Origin of the sequence: Tannerella serpentiformis, assembly GCF_003033925.1 — a bacterium.
GTDB lineage: Bacteria > Bacteroidota > Bacteroidia > Bacteroidales > Tannerellaceae > Tannerella > Tannerella serpentiformis.
On record NZ_CP028365.1, the window covers coordinates 2,731,523 to 2,752,911 of the forward strand.

General features: G+C 56.0%; 17 protein-coding genes. 8 read left to right on the forward strand and 9 right to left on the reverse strand.

Translation table 11 applies throughout. The features are described from left to right. Nucleotides 1–4: 4 nt before the first annotated feature. The 4 genes from porK (at nt 5) to porN (ending at nt 5,466) form a co-directional block, all read left to right on the forward strand. Nucleotides 5–1,462 carry a T9SS ring complex lipoprotein PorK/GldK gene (porK, locus tag C7123_RS11580; RefSeq protein WP_037978961.1) on the forward strand — a complete coding sequence of 486 codons (1,458 nt, stop codon included), beginning with the start codon at nt 5–7 and terminating at the stop codon, nt 1,460–1,462. A 34-nt stretch (nt 1,463–1,496) separates the two neighbouring features. Continuing rightward, the gene (gene porL / locus C7123_RS11585; protein WP_173897009.1) at nt 1,497–2,654 is read left to right on the forward strand and encodes a type IX secretion system motor protein PorL/GldL; all 1,158 of its coding nucleotides are present in this window, start codon (nt 1,497–1,499) and stop codon (nt 2,652–2,654) included. Between the two features lie 37 nt (nt 2,655–2,691). Then, nucleotides 2,692–4,260 carry a type IX secretion system motor protein PorM/GldM gene (gene porM, locus C7123_RS11590; protein ID WP_069175140.1) on the forward strand — a complete coding sequence of 523 codons (1,569 nt, stop codon included), beginning with the start codon at nt 2,692–2,694 and terminating at the stop codon, nt 4,258–4,260. 96 nt (nt 4,261–4,356) lie between these two features. After that, nucleotides 4,357–5,466 carry a type IX secretion system ring subunit PorN/GldN gene (gene porN, locus C7123_RS11595; RefSeq protein ID WP_069175141.1) on the forward strand — a complete coding sequence of 370 codons (1,110 nt, stop codon included), beginning with the start codon at nt 4,357–4,359 and terminating at the stop codon, nt 5,464–5,466. A gap of 669 nt (nt 5,467–6,135) precedes the next feature. On the opposite strand, the gene C7123_RS11600 is transcribed toward porN, so the two are convergent. The 7 genes from C7123_RS11600 to C7123_RS11630 all read right to left on the reverse strand — a co-directional run bounded on the left by C7123_RS11600 (nt 6,136) and on the right by C7123_RS11630 (nt 11,399). Then, complete coding sequence (locus tag C7123_RS11600) at nt 6,136–6,996, reverse strand: DUF6261 family protein (RefSeq protein WP_069175142.1); 861 nt, start codon at nt 6,994–6,996, stop codon at nt 6,136–6,138. 646 nt (nt 6,997–7,642) lie between these two features. After that, nucleotides 7,643–8,101, reverse strand: a complete 459-nt coding sequence (locus C7123_RS11610; protein WP_069175144.1) for a hypothetical protein — start codon at nt 8,099–8,101, stop codon at nt 7,643–7,645. Between the two features lie 11 nt (nt 8,102–8,112). Beyond that, entirely contained in the window at nt 8,113–8,649 is a 537-nt protein-coding gene (locus C7123_RS11615) for a C10 family peptidase (protein WP_069175145.1), read from the reverse strand. Then, entirely contained in the window at nt 8,637–8,936 is a 300-nt protein-coding gene (locus C7123_RS13045) for a hypothetical protein (RefSeq protein WP_159049921.1), read from the reverse strand. Before C7123_RS13045 ends, C7123_RS11615 begins: the two co-directional genes overlap by 13 nt. Nucleotides 8,937–9,335: 399 nt before the next feature. Beyond that, nucleotides 9,336–10,292: a nucleoside recognition domain-containing protein gene (locus C7123_RS11620; RefSeq protein ID WP_069175146.1), complete on the reverse strand. Its 957-nt coding sequence runs from the start codon at nt 10,290–10,292 to the stop codon at nt 9,336–9,338. Nucleotides 10,293–10,316: 24 nt separating this feature from the next. Further along, on the reverse strand, nt 10,317–10,781 hold the full coding sequence (gene smpB / locus C7123_RS11625; RefSeq protein WP_037982714.1) for an SsrA-binding protein SmpB: 465 nt from the start codon (nt 10,779–10,781) through the stop codon (nt 10,317–10,319). Between the two features lie 45 nt (nt 10,782–10,826). Beyond that, nucleotides 10,827–11,399 carry a YIP1 family protein gene (locus tag C7123_RS11630; protein WP_037982712.1) on the reverse strand — a complete coding sequence of 191 codons (573 nt, stop codon included), beginning with the start codon at nt 11,397–11,399 and terminating at the stop codon, nt 10,827–10,829. A 218-nt stretch (nt 11,400–11,617) separates the two neighbouring features. Here C7123_RS11630 and C7123_RS11635 point away from each other — a divergent pair, with 218 nt between their 5' ends. Both C7123_RS11635 and gpmA read left to right on the forward strand, forming a co-directional pair. Continuing rightward, nucleotides 11,618–12,670 carry a class I fructose-bisphosphate aldolase gene (locus tag C7123_RS11635; RefSeq protein WP_037985390.1) on the forward strand — a complete coding sequence of 351 codons (1,053 nt, stop codon included), beginning with the start codon at nt 11,618–11,620 and terminating at the stop codon, nt 12,668–12,670. Nucleotides 12,671–12,688: 18 nt separating this feature from the next. Next, nucleotides 12,689–13,438, forward strand: a complete 750-nt coding sequence (gene gpmA, locus C7123_RS11640; protein WP_037982710.1) for a 2,3-diphosphoglycerate-dependent phosphoglycerate mutase — start codon at nt 12,689–12,691, stop codon at nt 13,436–13,438. A 230-nt stretch (nt 13,439–13,668) separates the two neighbouring features. On the opposite strand, the gene C7123_RS11645 is transcribed toward gpmA, so the two are convergent. Further along, nucleotides 13,669–15,537: an alpha-L-arabinofuranosidase C-terminal domain-containing protein gene (locus C7123_RS11645; RefSeq protein ID WP_069175147.1), complete on the reverse strand. Its 1,869-nt coding sequence runs from the start codon at nt 15,535–15,537 to the stop codon at nt 13,669–13,671. A gap of 429 nt (nt 15,538–15,966) precedes the next feature. On the opposite strand from C7123_RS11645, the gene C7123_RS11650 reads away from it, so the two are divergent. After that, nucleotides 15,967–16,752, forward strand: a complete 786-nt coding sequence (locus tag C7123_RS11650; protein ID WP_069175148.1) for a hypothetical protein — start codon at nt 15,967–15,969, stop codon at nt 16,750–16,752. A 156-nt stretch (nt 16,753–16,908) separates the two neighbouring features. On the opposite strand, the gene C7123_RS11655 is transcribed toward C7123_RS11650, so the two are convergent. Continuing rightward, complete coding sequence (locus tag C7123_RS11655; RefSeq protein WP_159049922.1) at nt 16,909–17,898, reverse strand: DUF6261 family protein; 990 nt, start codon at nt 17,896–17,898, stop codon at nt 16,909–16,911. Nucleotides 17,899–19,250: 1,352 nt separating this feature from the next. Between C7123_RS11655 and C7123_RS11670 the strand changes: the two genes are divergently transcribed. Continuing rightward, nucleotides 19,251–21,323, forward strand: a complete 2,073-nt coding sequence (locus tag C7123_RS11670; RefSeq protein WP_069176355.1) for a glycoside hydrolase family 97 protein — start codon at nt 19,251–19,253, stop codon at nt 21,321–21,323. Nucleotides 21,324–21,389: the final 66 nt, after the last annotated feature.

A 21,389-nucleotide genomic window follows, 5' to 3' on the forward strand; every position in this document is an offset into this window, starting at 1 on the left:
GACGATGATAAAGAAGATAGCGATCATGGGCGTGGCGGCATGGCTGCTTACAGCGTGCGGGAAAATGCTTTCCGGTGACGGTGGCGAACTGGTCGGCGCCAGAATGGCCTCCTACAACGAGCCGAGCCCTTACGGGATGGTGCTCATCAAACGCGGATCCTTTGAGATGGGACCTTCTGACAGAGACAGTTTGTGGGGATTCGAGCCGGATACGCGCGGCGTCTCGTTCGAATCTTTTTGGATGGACGAGACGGAAATCACCAACGCCCAGTATCGCCAATTCGTTTACTGGGTGCGCGACTCCATCATCCGCACCCGTCTGGCCGATCCAGCTTACGGCGGCAACGAGCTCTTTATGATCACCGAGGATAAGTTCGGAGACCCCGTCACACCGCACCTCGACTGGTCGCGCCCCATCCCCTGGAAGCGCGCTAACGAAGACGAGCGCCGCGCCATCGAGAGTGTCTACTACACGCATCCCGTGACGGGCGATCGCAGTCTTGACGCCCGACAGATGAACTACAAATACGAATGGTTTGACTACACCGCCGCCGCGCTGCGTCGCAATCGCATCGATCCAGCCGAACGCGAGCGCAACACGGACTATCAAGTCGATCCGAACGAGGTGGTGATGATCTCCAAAGACACCGCCTTCTTCGACGCCGAAGGGCGCCCCGTCAATCAGACCATCACGCGCCCCCTCAGTAGCCCGTTCGACTTCCTCAATACGCGCATTGTCAATATCTACCCCGACGAGACGAGCTGGGTGAACGATTTCAAGAATGCCCATAACGAGCCGTATCTGAAGATGTATTTCACGCATCCGGGCTACGACGATTATCCCGTCGTGGGCGTATCGTGGGAGCAGGCCGAGGCCTTTTGCGTATGGCGTACGGAGTACTATAAGAAGTCGGCTAACCTGCCGCCGGGCACCGTGATCGAACCTTTCCGACTGCCGACTGAGGGCGAGTGGGAATACGCTGCCCGTGCCGGCAAGAGTGAGAACAAATATCCCTGGTCGACCAACGAATTGCAGAACGCCAAGGGCTGCTTTATGGCCAACTTCAAGCCGGGCGATGGCAACTACACCGAGGATGGTCACCTGATCACTTCACGCGTGGCCACCTTCGCCCCGAACGAGTTCGGACTCTATGACATGGCCGGCAACGTGGCCGAATGGACCTCATCGGTCTACACCGAATCAGGCCTCAGTCAGACGAGCGATCTCAATCCTGACCTGCACTATCACGCCGCCAAAGAAGACCCCTACGAAATGAAGAAGAAGGTGGTCCGCGGTGGATCGTGGAAAGACGTAGCCGAGTTTATCCGTTCCGACCGTCGCACGTTTGAGTATCAGAACGAGACGCGCTCCTACATCGGCTTCCGCTGTGTTCGCACACAGGTCGGATTCTCCAATGCCAAAGGCAAGGGCAACAGCAACAAGAGCAAAAAGAAGAAGTAAACACTTATCCCCCCTCCAATAATTAATCAGCGATATGGGAAAATATAGAAGATATAAGAACCGGATGGAGATGTTCCTCTCGTCCGAAAACGGCAAACGGACGTTGAACTTTGTCTATAGCTGGGGCGCATCCATCGTCATCATCGGCGCATTGTTCAAGATCCTGCACCACCCGCTGGGCAGCCCCATCCTGTCCGTGGCGATGGTTACGGAGGCCCTCGTGTTCTTCATTTCAGCCTTTGAGCGACCGTCCAACGAATACCATTGGGAAGAGGTCTTCCCCGTGTTGAAGTCCAAGAATCCACTCGACCGACCCGAGTTCGGCGGCAGTGGCAATGGCGGGAGCAACGGCGGCGGATCGATTGTAGTCGGCGACTTGTCCGGTCTGCAAGGTCTTGGCGGTAGCGACAGCAGCCAGGGTCTGGGCGGCAGCTCGATTGTCCTCGGCGATTTGTCGGGCTTGCAGGGCGGAGGCGGTGCGCCGCTCACAGGCAATGCACGCGCGGCTCGTAGCGCTGAGATCGGTATGGCGGCGATGGGGCTGAATGTTTCCGAGGAGGATACGCGCAGCCTTAGCGAGAGCATTAAGAAGCTGGGTGACGCCGCCGAGCAGATCGCTCACATGGCCGACCTGACGGAGGCTACAAAGACCTACATCGAGCAGATCACGGGTGTATCGGCCAACTTGGAGCGCTTCAGCACCGTGACGCAATCGCTGAGCGACGTATCCGACACGATCGTCAATTCCTATCGCTCCATTGCTGCGGCCACGACGACCGAGGGCACGGAGGAGCAGACCGTCGGTTATGTGCAGCAGATGGAGCAACTCAATCGCAGCCTCTCGGGCATGAACGAGTTCTATTCGGCCCACCTCGACGGTCTCCGTGCGCAGATGGACACCATCCGACAGATCAACGACGGCTTGGGTCGCATCCGTGACATGTACAACAACTCCGTGATGGACAGTACCGCCTTCCGCAACGAGAACGAACGTATGGCGCAACTGCTCTCGCAGCTGAATCAGGTCTACGGCCGACTCTTGCAGGCCATGACGATTAACATGGCGGCTCCGGGTGGCAACATGTATCCCCCGCAGCAGCCCATGTATCCGCCCCAAGGTGCACCGGCCGCCTATCCGCCGCAGGGTGGCTACGCGCAACAGCCGCCCTACACACAACAGCCGATGAGATAATAGTCGACGAACAGAGACCGATCTACCCCACAGTATAATGTCAGGAATATCAAACAATCCCAATTCTCCGCGCCAGAAGATGATCAATCTGATGTACCTCGTTTTCATTGCCATGATGGCCATGAACGATACATCGTCAGAGGTGCTCAGCGGGTTCGAGCTGGTGGAGAAAAGCCTGCGCGAATCTGCCGCTACGGCCGCCGATCGCAACCGCAAAACGCTGGAGGAATTGGAGGCCGCCAATCGGGTGAACCCGACCAAGGTCGGCGAGTGGTACAAGAAAGGCGTGGAGGTCAAGAAGCAGTCCGACGAACTCTTCGAGTACATCCAGCAACTCAAGCTCCGCATCATTCGCCAAGCCGACGGAAAGGATGCGAACGTGGACCAATTACAACACAAGGAAGACCTCGACGCCGCGTCGGAGATTATGCTCTCACCGATGGGCAGCGAGGCTGCTAAGCTGAAGAAGCGACTGGAGGCTTACCGCGCGGCGATGAGTCGCATGGTGGACGACCCCGAGAAACGCACCATGTTGGAGCGGGCGATCGACACGAAGGTGCCCGGCAAGTCGGGCCTCAACCTACGCTCTTGGGAGACGGCGCTCTTTGAGAACATGCCCATGGCGTCGGCTGTCACCATACTGACGAAGTATCAGAACGACATCCGCTACGTCGAGGGCGAGGCCCTCGCGTCCATCGCTCGCAGCGTGGATGTGGGCGACTATCGCGTGAATAAGATCGTGGCGCAGGTGGTGCCCAAGAGTCAGATTGTCATGAGCGGCACACCCTACGAAGCGGCCATCGTCCTCTCGGCCATCGACTCCACGCAGCGCCCGCAACTCTTCATCGGTCCGCGCGGCAGCGAGCGCGAGGTGGTCGGCTATGACGGCACGTACACCGTCGGCACCGGATCGACCGGCACGTTCCCCGTCCAGGGCTACCTCAAGGTGCCCGGCAAGGATCCGTATTACTTCAGCAGCGAATACTCCGTATCGGCCAAGACGGCCACCGTGGCATCGGCCCTGATGCGTGTCCTTTACGCCGGCCGTGTGCGAGAGAACGAGATCGAGATCGCTGTGCCGGGCGTGGCCAGTGGCGACGTGACGGCCACGATGACCAACGGCCAGATCCGCACCGAGAACGGCAAGCGCTACGCCGTGCCCAACATGGGCGCTCGCGAGGCGGTGATCTCCGTATCGGCTAAGATCGGCGGCGTATCGGCCAAGATCGGCGACTTCACCTTCAAGGTGCGCCAACTGCCCAAGGCTCAGCCCTACATCTTATATAAGGATGCCAACGGCACCACGCGTAAGTTCACCGGCGGACGCATTTCCAAGCGCGCCCTGCTCGACGCCGTCGGCCTGCAATCGGCCATCGACGACGGCATCCTCGACATCGAGTGCCGCGTGAAGCAGTTCACGCTCACCTACTCCGACTCGATGGGCAACTCGCTCATGGAGGTGTCGCAGGGCGGCTCCTTCACCGAGCGGCAGAAGAACTACATCCGCAACCTGCAACGCGGCAAGCAGTTCTACATCAAGTCCGTCTCCGTCACGCCCGAAGGCGTAGAGCAAGAGCCGATCGTCTTCGACGTCATTGTGCAGTAAGAGGGTAGTTAGAAGTAGTAAGAGGGTTGTTAGAAGTGGGCTTCAACGTCGCTCAAACAGATAAACGCATAAACAGATAAACAGATAAACGAAGACATGAATCGGATTGGCTTTTTAGCGCTCCTCGCGGGCGTTTGGATGATGCTCACCCCCGCCATGCAGGCGCAGGAGGACGGCGGACGGCCCGCGCGCCGATCGCCACAGATGGGGCGTAGCAGCGAACGTAACCGACAAAATGACAGCGATGGTGATCTGCCCGAGCTTACCGTCCGCGCCCAGCACCTCAACGATCAGCTGACGCAAGAGGTGGGCAACGCCCGCTGGATGCGTATCATCTACCGCGAGCTGAACATGCTGGAGGACAAAAACGCGCCGCTTTATTATCCCGTCACGCCGATCAATGGCACGCAAAACCTCTTCACGACCATCTTCCGACTCGTGGCCGATGGCAAGCTGCCGGCCTACGAGTATTTGGACGGTTACGAGGCCTTCGACGACGCGCATTTGGTCGACTTCAAGTCTGTCCTGGACCGCTTCTCGATCATGTTTCAAACCTCATCCGGGCGCGACGGCCGTACGCGTTATGTGATCAACGACAGCGACGTCCCCTCTGGCGAAGTGCGCGCCTTTTATGTCAAAGAGGCGTGGTATTTCGATCAAAACAACTCTGTCTTTGACGTGAAAACGCTCGCCATTAGCCCCATCATCTTCTATGAGGGCGACATGGGCACGGAGCGCACGCCGATGTTCTGGGTGCTCTATGAGGAGGTGCGGCCGTACGTCTCGAACACGTACATCATGACCTCGAACATGAACAACGCCAAGACGTTCACCATCGACGACTACTTCCGTCGCCGCATGTTCGACGGCAAGATCATCAAGACCGAAAACCTGCTCAACATACCGCTGCAGGCCTACTGCCCAACGCCCGACTCGATGGCGCGTGAGCAGCAGAAGATCGAGGACCAGCTGCAGGCCTTCAACAAGAACCTCTGGTTCCAGCCGGACACCACGGCGCAGGTGGCCGCCACGAGCAAGACGAAGAAGAGCGCACGCCGCGGATCGTCTGCCAAAAAGTCCGATTCATCCGATAAGGAATCGACCGCCAAGCCGAAGGCCGAGAAGGCCGCCAAGGCGCCAAAGGTTCCCAAGGTGAAGGCGGAGAAGTCGGCCGGAGCCACCCGCAGCGTCCGTCGCAGACGGTAGGGGCGTCTACGGACGCCGGCGAATAGGGCCGGGTACATGATGGGGAAATCCCAACGTGTACTCGGCTTTAGTTTTTAGCTGTTAGATTTTCGATGTACCGCGGTAGGGGCGTATTGCATACGCCCCACGTGTACCCGGTCATCTGATCATTCGGCCCCGTTGGGCCGTGTAGTGGGGCGTATGCAATACGCCCCTACATGTACCCGGCAGGGGCCGTATGCAATACGCCCCACGTGTACCCGGTTACCTGATCATTCGGCCCTGTTGGGCCGTGTGGTGGGGCGTATGCAATACGCCCCTACATGTACCCGGCAGGGGCCGTATGCAATACGCCCCACATGTACCCGGTCACCTGATCATTCGGTCCCGTTGGGGCCGTGTGGTGGGGCGTATGCAATACGCCCCTACGTGTACCCGGTCATCTGATCATTCGGCCCTGTTGGGCCGTGTAGTGGGGCCGTATGCAATACGCCCCACGTGTACCCGGCAGGGGGGCGTATGCAATACGCCCCCACGTGTACCCGGTCATCTGATCATTCGGCCCCGTTGGGCCCGTGTGGTGGGGCGTATGCAATACGCCCCACGTGTATCCGGTCATCTGATCATTCGGCCCCGTTGGGCCGTGTGGTGGGGCGTATGCAATACGCCCCTACCCGGTTCCCTGACGCCTTATTCCTCCGGCAGCTTGATGTCGGGGTTGCCGTCGTCGGGTTTCTTCGGATCCTTGGGCGTGTCGGGCTGTTTGGGCTCTTTCGGATCCTTGGGAGTCTTCGGTTCCTTCGGTTCCTTCGGCTCTTTGGGCAGCTTGGGTTCCTTCGGCTCCTTGGGCTCCTTCTTCTTCGTCTCCGGACGCTCGGCCAGGAGGGCCTGCTGTATGTCCGCATTGATGCTGCTCATCAGACGTTTATAGGGCGCTTCGCCGCCGAGTGTGGCCAGTGCGTTGATCGTGTGGGCCAGGTGGCGATACTCATCGTCGAGGGCGATACGCTTCTCCTTGGTTTGGCCCACGAGATCCATGTTGCGCTGCGTACGGGCGTTGTAGGCGGCTTCAAATTTCTTGTTCGCGTCCTTGAGCTCGTCCAGCCATTTGTCGGCACCGATAAGCGTCAGTTTGGCCTTCGCGTCGGCCACCTCCAAGTCGCTGACGACGTTGGAGACGATGGCCGTTTCTTCGCGTAGGGGCTTCGTTTGCGGCGCCTTGTCGTACTTCAGCAGGATGGCCTGTAGCTGTTGCGCGGCCGTCGCCTTGGCCTCCTCGGGGAAGCCGGTGAAGACGCGCACGTGTCCGTAAAGCCCTATCAGGGCCTTGTCGCGTCGCTCGTCGAGCTTGTTCAGCTCTTTCGTGTCCACATCGCCACGCATGGGTTGCACGGCCGCGTCGAAAGTCTTGTACTTCTCATCGAAGACCTTGGCCGCGTCTTTCAGCTTCAGCGTCTCCAGATCTTCCTGAGAGAGGAACAGTTGCACATTCGTCATCACCTGATAGAAATTCATCAGGCGGAGCTTGGTGAGATTGAAGTAAAGTATCATTTCTGTAAAATTTAGAGTGTAATCCTGTAATTGTAGTAAGCAATACGCCCAACTGACATCCATTGAAGGCGTTTCCTTGAGTAATTTTCACCGACGGACTTCTTTTGGAGGAATTTCCTTGAGTAATTTTCACCGACGACTCTCTTTTGGAGGAATTTCTCCGAGTAAATTCGCCCAAAAGCATTCGGTTGGAGGAATTTCTCCGAGTAAATTCGTTCAAAAGCATTCGGTCGGAGGAGTTTCTCCGAAGAAATTCGTTCAAAAGCATTCGGTTGGAGGAATTTCTCCGAAGAAACGCCTTCGCCAGCCTTCAGCCGGGGCGTATGGCCAAAAGCGCCGGCGAAGAAAAGGAAAAAGATCGTTTGGCGGCCGGGGGAAAACGGTAAACGAAAAACGAAATGCCGGGCACACGCAGGCGAACCCCACATGTACCCGGCACAACAATTCAACAATTCAACGCGCCAAAGGCGCCAACAACTCAACAGGGCGAAGCCCTCAACAACTCAACGCGCCAAAGGCGCTAACAACTCAACATCAATCCACGAACACCTTCTCGGTGTGTGTGCCTGCGCGGACCACGTAGACGCCTTGATTCAAGCGTGGGGAGACTTTATGTATTCCTACTTTTTATGCGCATAGCTGTCATTTACTTCTTCTTTTGATGTATGACAATATCCCCACCGATGACCTTTCCGCGAACCTTTATAACAAGATCTCTATTTCTGCCACTGTCGTTCTCATCAATACGGATATGTTTCAACTCTCCTGTATCCATGATGTTGAACCATCCTCCAATCACTTCGATTGTATCGGCCAAATTTGTCGGATTATTAACATTCCAATACACGCAACAGCTATCGGCTTCGGCCGGAATACGGATCGGCTTGCTTTCTGCCCTTGGCATACTGAATAACTCAAACTCCTTCCGTTCATTGATTCTGACAATGTTTATCATGGTGCCTATACTCGTACCGACTTCTAATTGATGCGCAGAAGCATCCACATCGAAACGGTTAGGGGTTGTAAAGCGCCAATCTTCCTTATCACATCCCACTGCTGCGAACAGCAGCAGGATGGCAACTACAACTAATGATTTTGTGTGCATAGCAGCCGCGTTTACTTTTTGCTGATCTCCATTCTTTTAAGGTGATTCCAAGCGATATTTTCTCCATCCAATCTTTGGTGGTAGTTGACAACTTGTGCGATAGCAATAGGCACACATCCCGCCGGCGCATGTTTTTCCCCTTTAATCGGTGTGTAACGATTAAAAGGATAATCCTGATGCCATTCTGTGGTTAAGAGCGGCCCAACTTTCTTATAGTTTCGGATCTCATCATAGTAGTGCTCAGAACGAAGAACTGCCCGATCCCCTTCTACGATCTTTTCTCCCTCTATTATCTTCTTGAATGCTGCATACGAACCCAAGACCGCAGAACGGTCGAGGTCGGCCTTCTTCTTGGCTTCTATAATGCTCTCTTTCGTAAGATCCCACCAAATCGAAAGCCCGATATTCTCGTTGTTTTCCATGTCTTCCAATTCGGATGCGTCAAAATTACCCTCATCGGAATAGGCCAAAATGGGGAAAACCTCTTTTGTGGCGCTGACGATGGCAACCCCTTTCCGGTAGTTGATGACATACATCAGTGTGTCCATCTCGTCAGATTTGACCACCGTGTCGCATTGAGCAAAGGATTATCTTCTCGGCTGCCGCTTCGGAGAGTTTGCTCATTTCCTCTGTTCCAATTCATAAATCGGCTTGAAATAGCTTCCGCTTCTTTCAGGTCGATGAAGTATTCACCCTGAACGGATGAATTGCCACTCCCTTTCTGATTGCTCAGAACACTGTCGTTTCGCTCCGGTATTCCGGTCTGCGCATCTTCTGTACATGAGAGCACGGCCAACAATACCAGAATCACTGTAGATAAAGTCAATGATTTCATAATATGTTGTGTTTTTGAATTACAGGGGCAAAATTGGCTTCATGCAACAGAAACACAAAACAGAACCCCCCAAAAACAGATCTGCAACCTGCATTTTTAACAATATAAGAACGAAAGAAGAGAAAAACGGGCTCTCACATAATACAAAGGGAAAATCATCACCGTCGATCCCTATCCAGGGTGCCGCTTTGCTCTATCCCGGGCTAGTGATGAACTGTCCCTTCGGGGCGCATCCGGTACGTACAAAATAAGGGCGTCCACAAGGGCCGCCCCCTACGCGGCGCCATAGCGGATGTAGACGTGGGCCGAGGGCGTGAAGACGTCGTCCTTATCGGCGGAATAAGGACGGGATGGGCATAGCAGCCACCTCAGCTGTGGGTTGATTCTCTTGAGGCGCGCCTAAAGTCTCATGCTGTTAGCCCGCAACCGCTCCACAAGCAGCTTGATCCGCACGACGATGAAGGCGTAGACTAATCGCGGCAGGATGATCCAAAGCCACGGGGCACCGAGGGCGGCGAAGAGGATCGTGTCCTCCAGCAGGGAGTGCGAGACGGCCAGATGGTGGTTCAGCAGGTCGCAACTGCGGCGCGAGATGGCGTCTTGCTTCAGCTGCTCCATCATGATCGCGCTGCCGTAGCTCAGGCCCACGATGTTGCCCACGAGCCAGAGGAAGGAGCATTCGCGCGGCAGGCCGAAGAAGTCCATCACTGGAGCCATGCGGCGCGAGAGGCCGCGCAGGAGGTCGAACTCGTCGAGGATGTAATGCAGGATCATGAGCGAGGGAACGATGGCGGCGAAGAGCAGCGCGATGCGTAGCGAACTGCGCAGCCAAAGCACGAGGACGTCGCCGATGGAGTGGCTCACGGCGACGGCGCCCGTGATGGCGAGGGGCGCGTTGTAGGCGCCGTGGAGCATGAGGTGGTGCACGGTGAAGGCCATAACGAAGCTCATCGTAATGCGCAGCACGAGCATGCCTACGAAGGTCGAACCCGTGCGGCCCTGCACGGCGCACTCTACGGGTAGGCTGTGCGAGAGGAGGCACATGAGCGAGAGGATGGTCAGCTGGCGCACCGTTAGCGGCATGGAGGTCATCAGCGCGATGGGCGCGTAGAGCGGTGTGAAAATGCTGGTCAGGAAAACGATGGCGGCCTCGCCCGGCAGCCCGATCAGGCTGAAGGCGGGCGCCAGAAATCCCGACGCCTGGCCGAGCAGCCCGGAGTATTGAAGCAGTCGTACGGCCAGCGAGACGGGCAGGATGATCTTGAGCAGCCATAGGCACGTCCGGGCCGCCTTGGGCAGCGCCCGACGCACGCACCGCCACACCCTCTGCCCGATGGTCCCTTCTACGAGTGACATGGTTTTTCTGCTCCGACGGGGGCTTTATTTCTTGAACATGCGGTCCATCTCGCGGCGATCGTCGCGCTCGCGGATCGACTGTCGCTTGTCGTACTCTTTCTTGCCTCGGGCGATGGCCAGGACGAGCTTGGCCAGCCCGCGTTCGTTGATGAAGAGTCGCGTGGGCACGAGGGTGAAGCCGCGATCCTTGGCGGCCGTCTGCAGTCGGCGGATCTCCTTGCGGTTCAGCAGTAACTTGCGGTCGCGTCGCGGCGCATGGTTGTTGTACGTCCCGAAGAAGTATTCGGCCACGTACATATTCTTCACCCACACCTCGCCGCGCTCGACGATGGCGAACGTGTCCACGAGGCTGGCCTTGCCCAGGCGGATGGACTTGATCTCCGTGCCCGTCAGTACGAGGCCGGCGGTGAAGGTCTCGAGCAGCTCGTAGTCGAACGAGGCGCGTTTATTCTTTATCGTGATTTGGTTCGTAGGTTTCTCTTTAGCCATGATGAATGAATTGGAGTGGGGGCGAATGGCATTCGCCCGTGTCAATTAAAAGCGGAGCCCCGGCATCAGTGTGAACAGGAGGAAGGAGATGATGGCCGGTGTGCCGATAATGATGAACGAGGCAAGGGTCGTGAACTTCAGCTGCACCTCGTTGTCCACATGTAAGTAGTTCACCGCGCCCGCCCAGATCATATAAATGGTATACAGCGCCGGGATGCGCAGGAAGATCAGCTCGGGGAAGAACGATTGCACAATCTCGATCACGAACAGCAGCGACGAGGAGTAGCCGACGAACGGCTGGATGAGTCGCATGCTGCGCGGACGTTTGAAGACGAGTGCCCACAGTTCGTTCAGCAGGTACGACGCCAGGAAGAAGCCCCCGGCCGAGGCTACAATCGCTTTGATGGTCGACTTGAGCGCGATCACGAAGTCGAACTCCGGGCCCGTGAAGAGCATACCGACAAACGCCGCCAGCGCGATGAGTCCAATCATGGGGTAGAGGAAATGCGAGAGGAAGTCGTCGTCATTCTCCTTCACCTTCTTGTGACTCAGCGCCTCCCACGCGTCCATCGGGCGGAACGTAAAGGCGACTAAACGGAGGAATACAGCTTTGAACATAGGTGTTTATCTTGTTTTGAGAGCGGGCAAAAATACACGGAATAGGTGGCAGACAAAGTGAGGCGATCAGACCGCGCGGCAGCTTGTGCCGACTTGCGTTCCAGGGAGCAGCATGAGGCCCGTGGGCCTAAGCCCTAATGCCCTGATCCGGCTTTAATCGTAGCTTTGTGCCATCAATGATCAGTTGATCATCACGTTTCATCTCAAAAACAAATTATATGAGCAAGACAGTTGAATTATTGGGTGCACAGGCAGACTACTACCTGGCCCACGAGTGCAAAACCATCGACAAGAGCCTGATCTACGCGCCGGGACCCGACGCCATCGATCGCATTTGGCTCGATTCCGACCGCAATCCGCAGACGTTGAACAGCATCGCCGCCCTCTACGACCACGGCCGCTTGGCTGGTACGGGATACGTCTCCATCCTCCCCGTTGACCAGGGTATCGAGCACTCTGCCGGCGCATCTTTCGCCCCGAACCCCGTCTACTTCGATCCCGAAAACATCGTCAAGCTGGCTATCGAAGGCGGTTGCAACGCCGTGGCCTCCACGTACGGTGTCCTTGGCGCTGTGGCTCGTAAGTATGCCCACAAGATCCCCTTCGTAGTGAAGATCAATCACAACGAACTGCTGACTTACCCCAACACCTACGATCAGGTGATGTTCGGTACCATCAAGGAGGCATGGGACATGGGCGCCGTAGCCGTGGGAGCCACCATCTACTTCGGTTCTGAAGAGAGCCGTCGCCAGATTGTGGACGTAGCCAAGGCTTTCGCTTATGCGCATGAGCTGGGTATGGCCACCATCCTCTGGTGCTACCTGCGCAACAATGGCTTCAAGAAAGACGGCACAGACTACCATGCTGCCGCCGACCTCACGGGGCAGGCTAACCACCTCGGCGTAACCATCCAGGCCGACATCGTGAAGCAGAAGCTCCCCACCAACAACGGCGGCTTCAAGGCCATCAAGTTTGGCCGCACCTCCGACAAGGTGTACACCGAGCTCTCCTCCGATCACCCCATCGATCTCTGCCGCTACCAAGTAGCTAACGGCTACATGGGACGCGTCGGCCTGATCAACTCTGGCGGCGAATCGCACGGAGCGGGCGACTTGGAGGAGGCTGTTATCACGGCCGTAGTCAACAAGCGTGCCGGTGGTATGGGTCTCATCAGCGGTCGCAAGGCCTTCCAGAAACCGATGAACGAGGGCGTAAAGCTGCTCAACGCCATCCAGGACGTTTATCTCGATCCGTCGATCACCCTCGCATAACCCTGGGAGACGAGAGACATGAAGAAGATCGTATTGCTGCGCCACGGCGAAAGCCAGTGGAACAAGGAAAATCGCTTCACGGGCTGGACAGACGTCGACCTGAGCGAGAAGGGTGTGGCCGAAGCCGAGAAGGCGGGCGACGCACTCCGTGACGCGGGCTTTGCCTTTGGCATGGCCTACACGTCCTACCTCAAACGTGCCGTCAAGACGCTCAACTGCGTGCTGGATCGTATGAACGAGGACTGGATTCCGGTGGAGAAAACGTGGCGCCTCAACGAGAAGCACTACGGTACGCTCCAAGGCCTGAACAAGAGCGAAACGGCGGCTAAATACGGCGACGAGCAGGTGCATATCTGGCGTCGCAGCTACGACATTGCCCCCGTGGCCATGGAGGCTGACGACCCCCGTAACCCCGAAAAGGACCCACGCTACGCGGGCGTCCCCGACGAGTATCTGCCGCGCACCGAGTCGCTCAAGGACGCCATCGCGCGTGTCATGCCTTACTGGGAATGCGTCATTTTCCCCTCCCTCAAGCAGCACGATAACCTCTTGGTCGTGGCGCACGGCAACAGCCTGCGTGGCATTGTGAAGCACCTCAAAGGCATCTCCGATACGGATATAGCCTCGCTGAACTTACCCACGGCGGTGCCTTACGTGTTTGAGTTCGACGACAAACTGAACCTGACGAAGGACTATTTCCTGGGGGATCCCGAGGAAGTGCGCAAGCTGATGGAGGCTGTAGCCAAGCAAGGCGCGGCCAAGAAATGATCGGATGAGTGGCGGTCGAGGCGCATCGCCCGACTCGCATAGATGATAAGGTTCGCGTGCGAACGGATGGAGGGGATGCTCCTCGCCGTCGTACGCGAACCTGTTTTAAGGGGACTCTTGAAGCGAAATTCGCTCCCCCTCATGCGACGAATGGCCGGGTACCTGAGGAAAATGTTCCTCGCGAGTACCCGGCCATTCGTCATTTTTGGCTTTCCCTTGTGCTGCCCTCGTCACTGCATCTTCAGGGTGAGGATCGTCACTGAGTTGGCGGGGAAAACGTAGACCATCGGCCAGCGGGGGAGGCGCACGTTGCGGATCACGGGCATGACGGCCGTCGGTTGGAGGGGCGTATTGCGGGCCGTGGGGGAAGCGGCGAGGCTGACGATGTGCGCCGAGGTGGCGACGCTGCCACCCTCTATGCGTAGCGCTGTCCGCTCGTCGTGCTGCGTGGTGTTCGCCACCTTGAGGATGATCGTGCCACTGTTCGGATCGGAGGTCGCCACGGCCACTAACGACGGCCGGGAGGGCGCCGCAGCCTCGATCACCCGTACGTTGTTGATATAGCCGCAAATGGCCTCGTCGACACACTCCACCTTGGCCTCCATCCAGCCCGGTGAGCGCATGATCTCGATGGGGCCTGCCAGGACGCGATCCAGAGTGCCAGACTCATGAATGAGGCATACGGTGCTGTCGGTCAGCTCGAAAACGATTGCGTCGCGGAGTGCTCCGGTGCGACCATTATCGCGGATCCGTAGCCGGACGGAGCCCGAGGCGCCGTTCATTTTGCGCATCAGACGCGCCGAGAGGCTGCCGTTATACGTCCGTGACGAACTGCCGCGCAGGGTGTCTGCCGACTCGACCGCAAAGGCGTCACCGACGACCGCTACCGAGGCTTTGCCGTACGTCAGGAGGGGCTTGCGGGCCGTGGTGACGTTCGTGGTGAGGAGCCGTCGGCCACGGTGATCGGCGAAGAGTTGCCAGACGTAATACGAGGGCGTGCGCACCAGTCGGCCCATGCTCGCGAGGAGCAGTCCGCCCGTGCTCGGCGTGCCGATAAGTGGCGTGTAGGAGAGGCCGCGGACACAGCCCGGCCGACGCTCCACGCCGATGAGGAACGCCGCCTCACCGACGGCCGCACGCATCGTCCCGGTGTCGTCCGTCCCGGACGTCCCGAAAGCGTCGGTATAGGTGGCCGAGGACGAATAGCGGTCCGCGCTGTCGGAGGTGAAGAGGTCGCTCTGCGTCATCATCAAATCCGCGTCCATGAGGTACTTAGGCCCGCTCTCGTCGGCCTTTATCATCACGGGGCGTATGTTCAGGTCTTGGCAGAGGCGGGTGTATTCGCTGGCCGTGACCCGCCGCGACCCATCGTCGGCCATCATCCGGCCGGAGAAGCGGATGAAGCGCGGCCGTAGGTCCGTGATCGCCTCGATGAGGTCCGTCCGGAGCCCCATGGGCCGGTTGCGCCACGTTTTTTGTGGGAAAAGGGCGACCATATCTAAGCCGAACGACGCGCCGCTGTCCGTCTCGAAGACGAGCGTGGCGCCGCACACGCTGTCGGTGGCCGTAAAGGTGTGCCGGAGCGTAGTCCACGCGTCGGGGAGGGTCAGCCGGAGCGGCTCGGCAAGCATGCGCCCGGCCAGGGAGTCGCGCAGCGAGATGGTGAGCGACCGGCCGACCGTGCCATGCAGGTAACACGTCAATTCGAAGCGCTCGCCGCGTGCCGCAGCCGCTCCCCGCGACACATCCGCCACCACGCCGTCGCGCACAAGCAGCGACCGCCGGTTCGTTTCGCTCAGTGGCGCGCGGGCATCAATCGTCAGCGCCGAACCCGTCGTCAGGGCGCGCCATCCAGCGATCGAATCCGTCGCCGAGGGGCCATCCACCTCGAAACTACCATTCGTAATCATGTCCGCCGACCACTCGTCGGGGCGGACCGTACCGTCGGCCGCCTCGGACGTCACCCCGTAGAGGTCGCGATCAACGGCCACCGTCGGCCGATCCAGATCGATCGTAATGGTAGAAGTAGTCGGCATCTCGGGGCGGCACGCCCCCAGTATGCCAGCGGCCAACAGCGCCGCAGCGTATCGTAGGTTCATCTTGCGAGTTCAAATTTATGGCGCAAAAATACGTCGGGATTAGTCGAAAGGTGCGGAATGTGGTGCGGGAGCGAGCTCCGAAGCGCATGGAGCAGCACGCCGCGCCTATCGGATCTATTCCGCAAGCAGACAGAGCTGCTAATTGTATACATTTTCTCACATTCCGAAGAAATACATACGCCTACCCGATGGGTGGGGCAGGCCTGCGCGCTCGCCCGTCCCCTTATTGATCTATTTATGTAAGTGTCAGAGAAAGAGCGGATAAACAGGTGGCCATTTCAGCACATACAGACGTCGAAGATCTTCTTCTTGTGACAAATTATGAGGAGAGCGAGAGACGGAAGCTCTGAATATTAGGGGCGGAGAGATATGTAAGATAGATGGCGGTTAAAAAATACCTTTGCGGAAACATGTCCTAATAAATCAATTATGTATCAAGCCTACAAAGTGGGATCTTCTTTTTGGAAAGGCTTCCAAGAAGAGGGTTTTGGAGAACTATTTTACACGTGTGAGCAAGAATTTCAAAGGAGTGGGAAAGACAAAAATGTAGAAGCCTTTCGCTCTATTCTTCATTCATACATGAATAGAAATGGATCGACCAAAACCAGATTCATGGAACACAATATACTCTTTCAGATGAATGCAGATGTTTATATTTCACATTCCCGCCATGATGAAGTCTTTGCGATGGCTTTGGCCGGAGAGATTAGAGAGAGTATAGGTTTGGTGCCTATCCTTAATTCATACATCTGGAAGCAGGCCGATCTTTTTCTGCAAGAGCTGGAGGACAACTATTTGCAGCGTAAGCATGATGAAATGCATAATCAGGAGATGCGCGATGAGATTAGGAAGTACATTTATATGATGACAAGGACAGTCTTGGATATGATGATTTATAAAACGGAATGTTTCTTCTATGTGAATAGTTCAAATATCATCATGCAAGGGCATGTCATGAATCAGAAGACAGAATGTCCTTGGATGCATCACGATCTAGTAATGAGCAGACTCCTTTATAATGAGCCTAAAAGATGCAAGGAATATATAGGTCGGTATAACAAGAATAAACTACGTCATCCATACGATTACGCGATAAAAACAAGCCATTTAATACGGCTTGACTTTCCATCTTATTATTCATGGACAGTTGAGTCATTAGATGAAGACAGAGACGGCATATTAGATACGTTGTATGGAATAACGTTATACAGCTGATTGTTGAGCATCTGATTTTTTCGATAAAAAAAGGTGCAATAAACGTCGAGGCGCCTCTTTCCGCGATGTGTAGCGGGGAGGGCGCCTCGGTCTATGCGCTATTGTCGACTCCGGGCGGAGGTCCGCGAAACGGAGAGGACAACGAGATGCTTCAATCTATTCTTCCGGCAGATGGATGTCCGGATTGCCACCTTCGCCGCCGCCCGCCTCGGGCTGTTTGGGCTTCTCGCCGCCTCCGGGCGTGCCACCCCCTTCCGGTTTTTTCGGCTGATCCGGCTTTTTCGGCTCCTCCGTTTCCGGTAGACGAATGTCCGGATCCTTGTTATCCTTTTCCGGCTTTTTCGGTTTCGGTTCCTTGGGCTTTTTCGGCTCTTTCGGGGCGTTCGGATTCTGCTTCCGCTTCTCGGCAGCCGCCTTTTTGATGGCCTGACCTTGTTTATAAGACGCGTAAATATCTTCTGCGCGCTCGTTAAAACGTGCAATCAGCTTGGCGATCAGTTCCGGCTCGATGGGGGTTGTCCCATACACATATTTATATTGTAGCACGAGCAGGATACGCTCAAAAATGGCATCCGTACGGTTACGCACGGCTGGCATTTTAGGCAATTTATTATCCGCGCGCTTCTTCGCCCGATCGCTATTGATCGAATCAAACTCTTTGTTGAGCGTCTCCAGCTTCGTAACATCCGAAGTAAATCCCAGCTTGGACACGTCGGCGGCGTTTTCTGTCTTTTTGAGGTCGGTAAGCAGGCCGTCTACATGCGACGTTACTCGATCAAACGACTCTTTCCGGATCCCAACGTAGGGATTCATGACAACATTTAGACGCATGGCAGCATCCGATTTTTCTTTGTCCGGAGAGAGCAGTCCGTTGCGCACGACACCGAAAATATACTTCAGCAGGCGGTCGCGCTCTTCGTTCTTCTTGACTAAGAGTTCCGAATTGACGCTCGCTTGAGCCTCCAAATTATTTTCCTTCTCCGTGTCAATGCTCTCTTTCCACTCGTTCTTCAGTTCTTCCGGAATACCGAGCTTCGGGAGGTCAAATTCAATGACGAAGCCGTACATCGAATCATGATATTTCACATGCAAGGCATTATCCAATTTGGATGTACCTATTCTTTTGATTTCTAATCCGTCTTTCATCTGGATCTTTATTTAGTTGAACAACAATTTTTTCGTTCCGCAGTCTTTGCCATGGCGAATCATTCGAATACTTTTTGTGGAGATTCTCCTCCGTAGCCTCCGATTGGTGCTTTCCGTTGTGGGGAGGACCCTCCGTAGCCTCCGATTGGTACTTTCCGTTGTGGGGAGGACCCTCCGTAGCCTCCGATTGGTACTTTCCGTTGTGAAAAGTCCCTTTCGTAGCCTCCGATTGGTGTTCTCCATCGCGAGAAGTCCCTTTTGTAGCCTCCGATGGGTGCTCTCCATCGCGAGAAGTCCCTTTTGTAGCCTCCGATTGGTGTTCTCCATCGCGAAAAGCCCCTTTCGTAGCCTCCGATTGGTGTTCTCCATCGCGAGAAGTCCCTTTCGTAGCCTCCGATGGGTGTTCTCCATCGCGAGAAGTCCCTTTCGTAGCCTCCGATGGGTGTTCTCCATCGCGAGAAGTCCCTTCCCGAGGCTCTTTTCGACTTACTCTATGATAAAGTATCCTCTTGTGAGATTCAAATGATATAAATCCATTCTGCCGCTGCAGTAACGGGCGCAAACATAAACCATTTTTCAAAACAGCAAACAGAAAAATGGATGAGGCGAAAAATTCCGTCTTTTGAATAGCCTGCGCACCGCCCTAATCAGTCACATCCGCCCCATCTTCCCCGGCCTCGGCAGAGGCCTTGATCTTCTTTTGCCTTCTTTTCTTCTATCAAGAGAAGAAAAGAAGGTACTCGCCGGCCTGCGCCTGTTCCCGAAAGGGGATAAATATGGGCATTCGGATTCAATCATTCGATCCTCGCGGATCGTCTGTGGGGCGTATGCAATACGCCCCTACAAACGGGGATGTCGCTTTGTCCTCTTTTCTCCTTTTCTTTCCTTGATGAAAGAAAAGGAGGCAAAAGAAAATCAAGGCGTCAGGGACGCCAGCCAAATTGGGCGGGTACCGGATGTGGGGTGGACCTATGTGCCTGCCCGTTGGATGGGGTTTGATCGGGCTGCATGTGCGCTCCGCCCCTTAACGGTCTTATGCGATCCGTTATACAAGTGTGCGGGGCGGCTGAGGGTGCTCGTGGGGTGGGGGAGGGGCGTTATGGGGCGTGTTTGGGGCTTAAATGATCTACATGTCATCTACTAATTTGAAATTTATCAGAACTTCCAACCATCTATCTACCAAATGAATAGGGATATAAAGATGTACTCCGGGATCTACTTTTTATCTCACTGCATTAGGCAGATCGAAAAATAGGGTCGTAACTTTGGCAGTGTACATTACTTATACAAAATAATTTTACTGCCACATGATTAATCGTATTCAGAGCGTGCTCCTCTCGCTCTCTTTCTTGATGATGTCCGCTTGGGGCTTGCAAGCGGAGGATTTGAAGTCGCCCAACGGTCGATTGCTGATGCATTTCGAAGTGGACGGCATGGGCTGCCCGGTCTATACCTTATCTTATAAGGGGAAGCCGGTGATTAAACGCAGTCGGTTGGGCCTCGAGGCGGAGGGCTTCTCGCTGCGCGAAGGTTTCCAACTCCAAAAGGCGGAGACAGCTACTTTCGACGAGACTTGGAAGCCCGTCTGGGGCGAGGTTAGCTCCATCCGCAACCATTACAACGAGCTGGCCGTGACGCTCCATCAGCCGAAGGACGACCGGACTATCCGCATCCGCTTTCGCCTTTACGACGATGGTCTCGGGTTCCGCTACGAATTCCCAGAGCAAAAGAACCTCGTTTACTTCGTTATCAAAGACGAATACTCCGAATTTGCGATGGCGGGAGATCATAAAGCCTTCTGGATTCCGGGCGATTATGACACGCAGGAATATGATTACACCGAGTCGCACCTTTCCGAGATCCGTAAGCTAATGAAGGCGGCCGTCACGTTCAATACGTCGCAGACTCCGTTCTCTCCGACTGGCGTACAGACGGCGCTCATGATGAAGTCAGCAGATGGACTTTACATCAACCTGCATGAGGCGGCGCTGGTGGATTATCCCTGCATGTCGCTTGAGCTGGACGACAAGACGATGACCTTCCGCTCTTGGTTAACCCCCGACGCGCAGGGCAAGAAGGGTTATATGCAGACGCCGTGCCAGTCTCCCTGGCGTACGATCATGGTCAGCGACGACGCGCGTGAGATTCTGGCGTCTAAGTTGACCCTTAACCTCAACGAACCATGTGCCTTAAAAGACGTCTCATGGATCAAGCCGGTGAAATATATCGGCGTTTGGTGGGAAATGATCACGGGCAAATCGACGTGGGCCTACACCAACGACCTTCTCTCGGTACACATCGGCGTGACGGACTACACCAAGGTCAAGCCCAACGGCACCCACGCGGCGAACAACGACAAAGTGCGCCGCTATATCGACTTCGCCGCCAAGCACGGCTTCGATCAGGTGCTCGTCGAGGGCTGGAACATCGGGTGGGAGGACTGGTTTGGCCACTCTAAGGACTACGTTTTCGATTTCCTCACCCCTTACCCCGACTTTGACATCAAGGCGCTCAACGAATATGCCCACTCGAAGGGCGTCAAGCTGATGATGCACCACGAGACCTCCGCCTCCGTCCGCAATTACGAACGCCACATGGAGGAAGCCTATCAATTGATGAACAAATACGGCTACAACGCCGTCAAGAGTGGCTACGTGGGCAACATCATCCCACGCGGCGAACATCACTACGGGCAGTGGATGATCAATCACTACTTATACGCGGTGAAGAAGGCCGCCGAGCACCACATCATGGTCAACGCCCACGAGGCGGTGCGCCCCACGGGCCTCTGTCGCACCTATCCCAACCTGATCGGTAACGAGGCGGCCCGCGGCGGGGAATACGAATCGTTTGGCGGTAACAAACCGTTCCACACCACCATACTCCCCTTTACGCGCCTCATGGGCGGCCCGATGGATTACACACCGGGCATCTTTGAGACCCGCATTAAGAACGTCAATCCGGAGAACAATTCGTTTGTGCACTCCACGTTGGCCCGCCAGCTGGCCCTCTTCGTGACGATGTACAGCCCGCTGCAGATGGCGGCCGACCTGCCCGAAAATTATGAGCGCTTCATGGACGCCTTCCAGTTCATCAAAGACGTGGCCGTGGACTGGGACGACTCCAAATATCTGGAGGCTGAGCCGGGGCGCTACATCACCGTGGCCCGCAAGGCCAAGGGCACGAACAACTGGTTCGTAGGCTGCACCGCGAGCGAGAACGGCCACATGGCTAACATCTCGTTCGACTTCCTCGACCCCAAGCGCAAATACACGGCTACCATCTATGCCGACGGTCCGACGGCGCATTACGAGAAGAACCCCCAGGCGTACACCATTAAGAAGATGACCGTGACGAATAAGTCACGCCTGACCCTCCGCGCGGCCTCGGGCGGCGGATTTGCCATCTCAATTATTGAGCAATAAGAACCGTGAGAGGTGTCGATGCGATCCCTGCGTCGGCGCCTCTTCTTGTGTGACACATTTATCTAC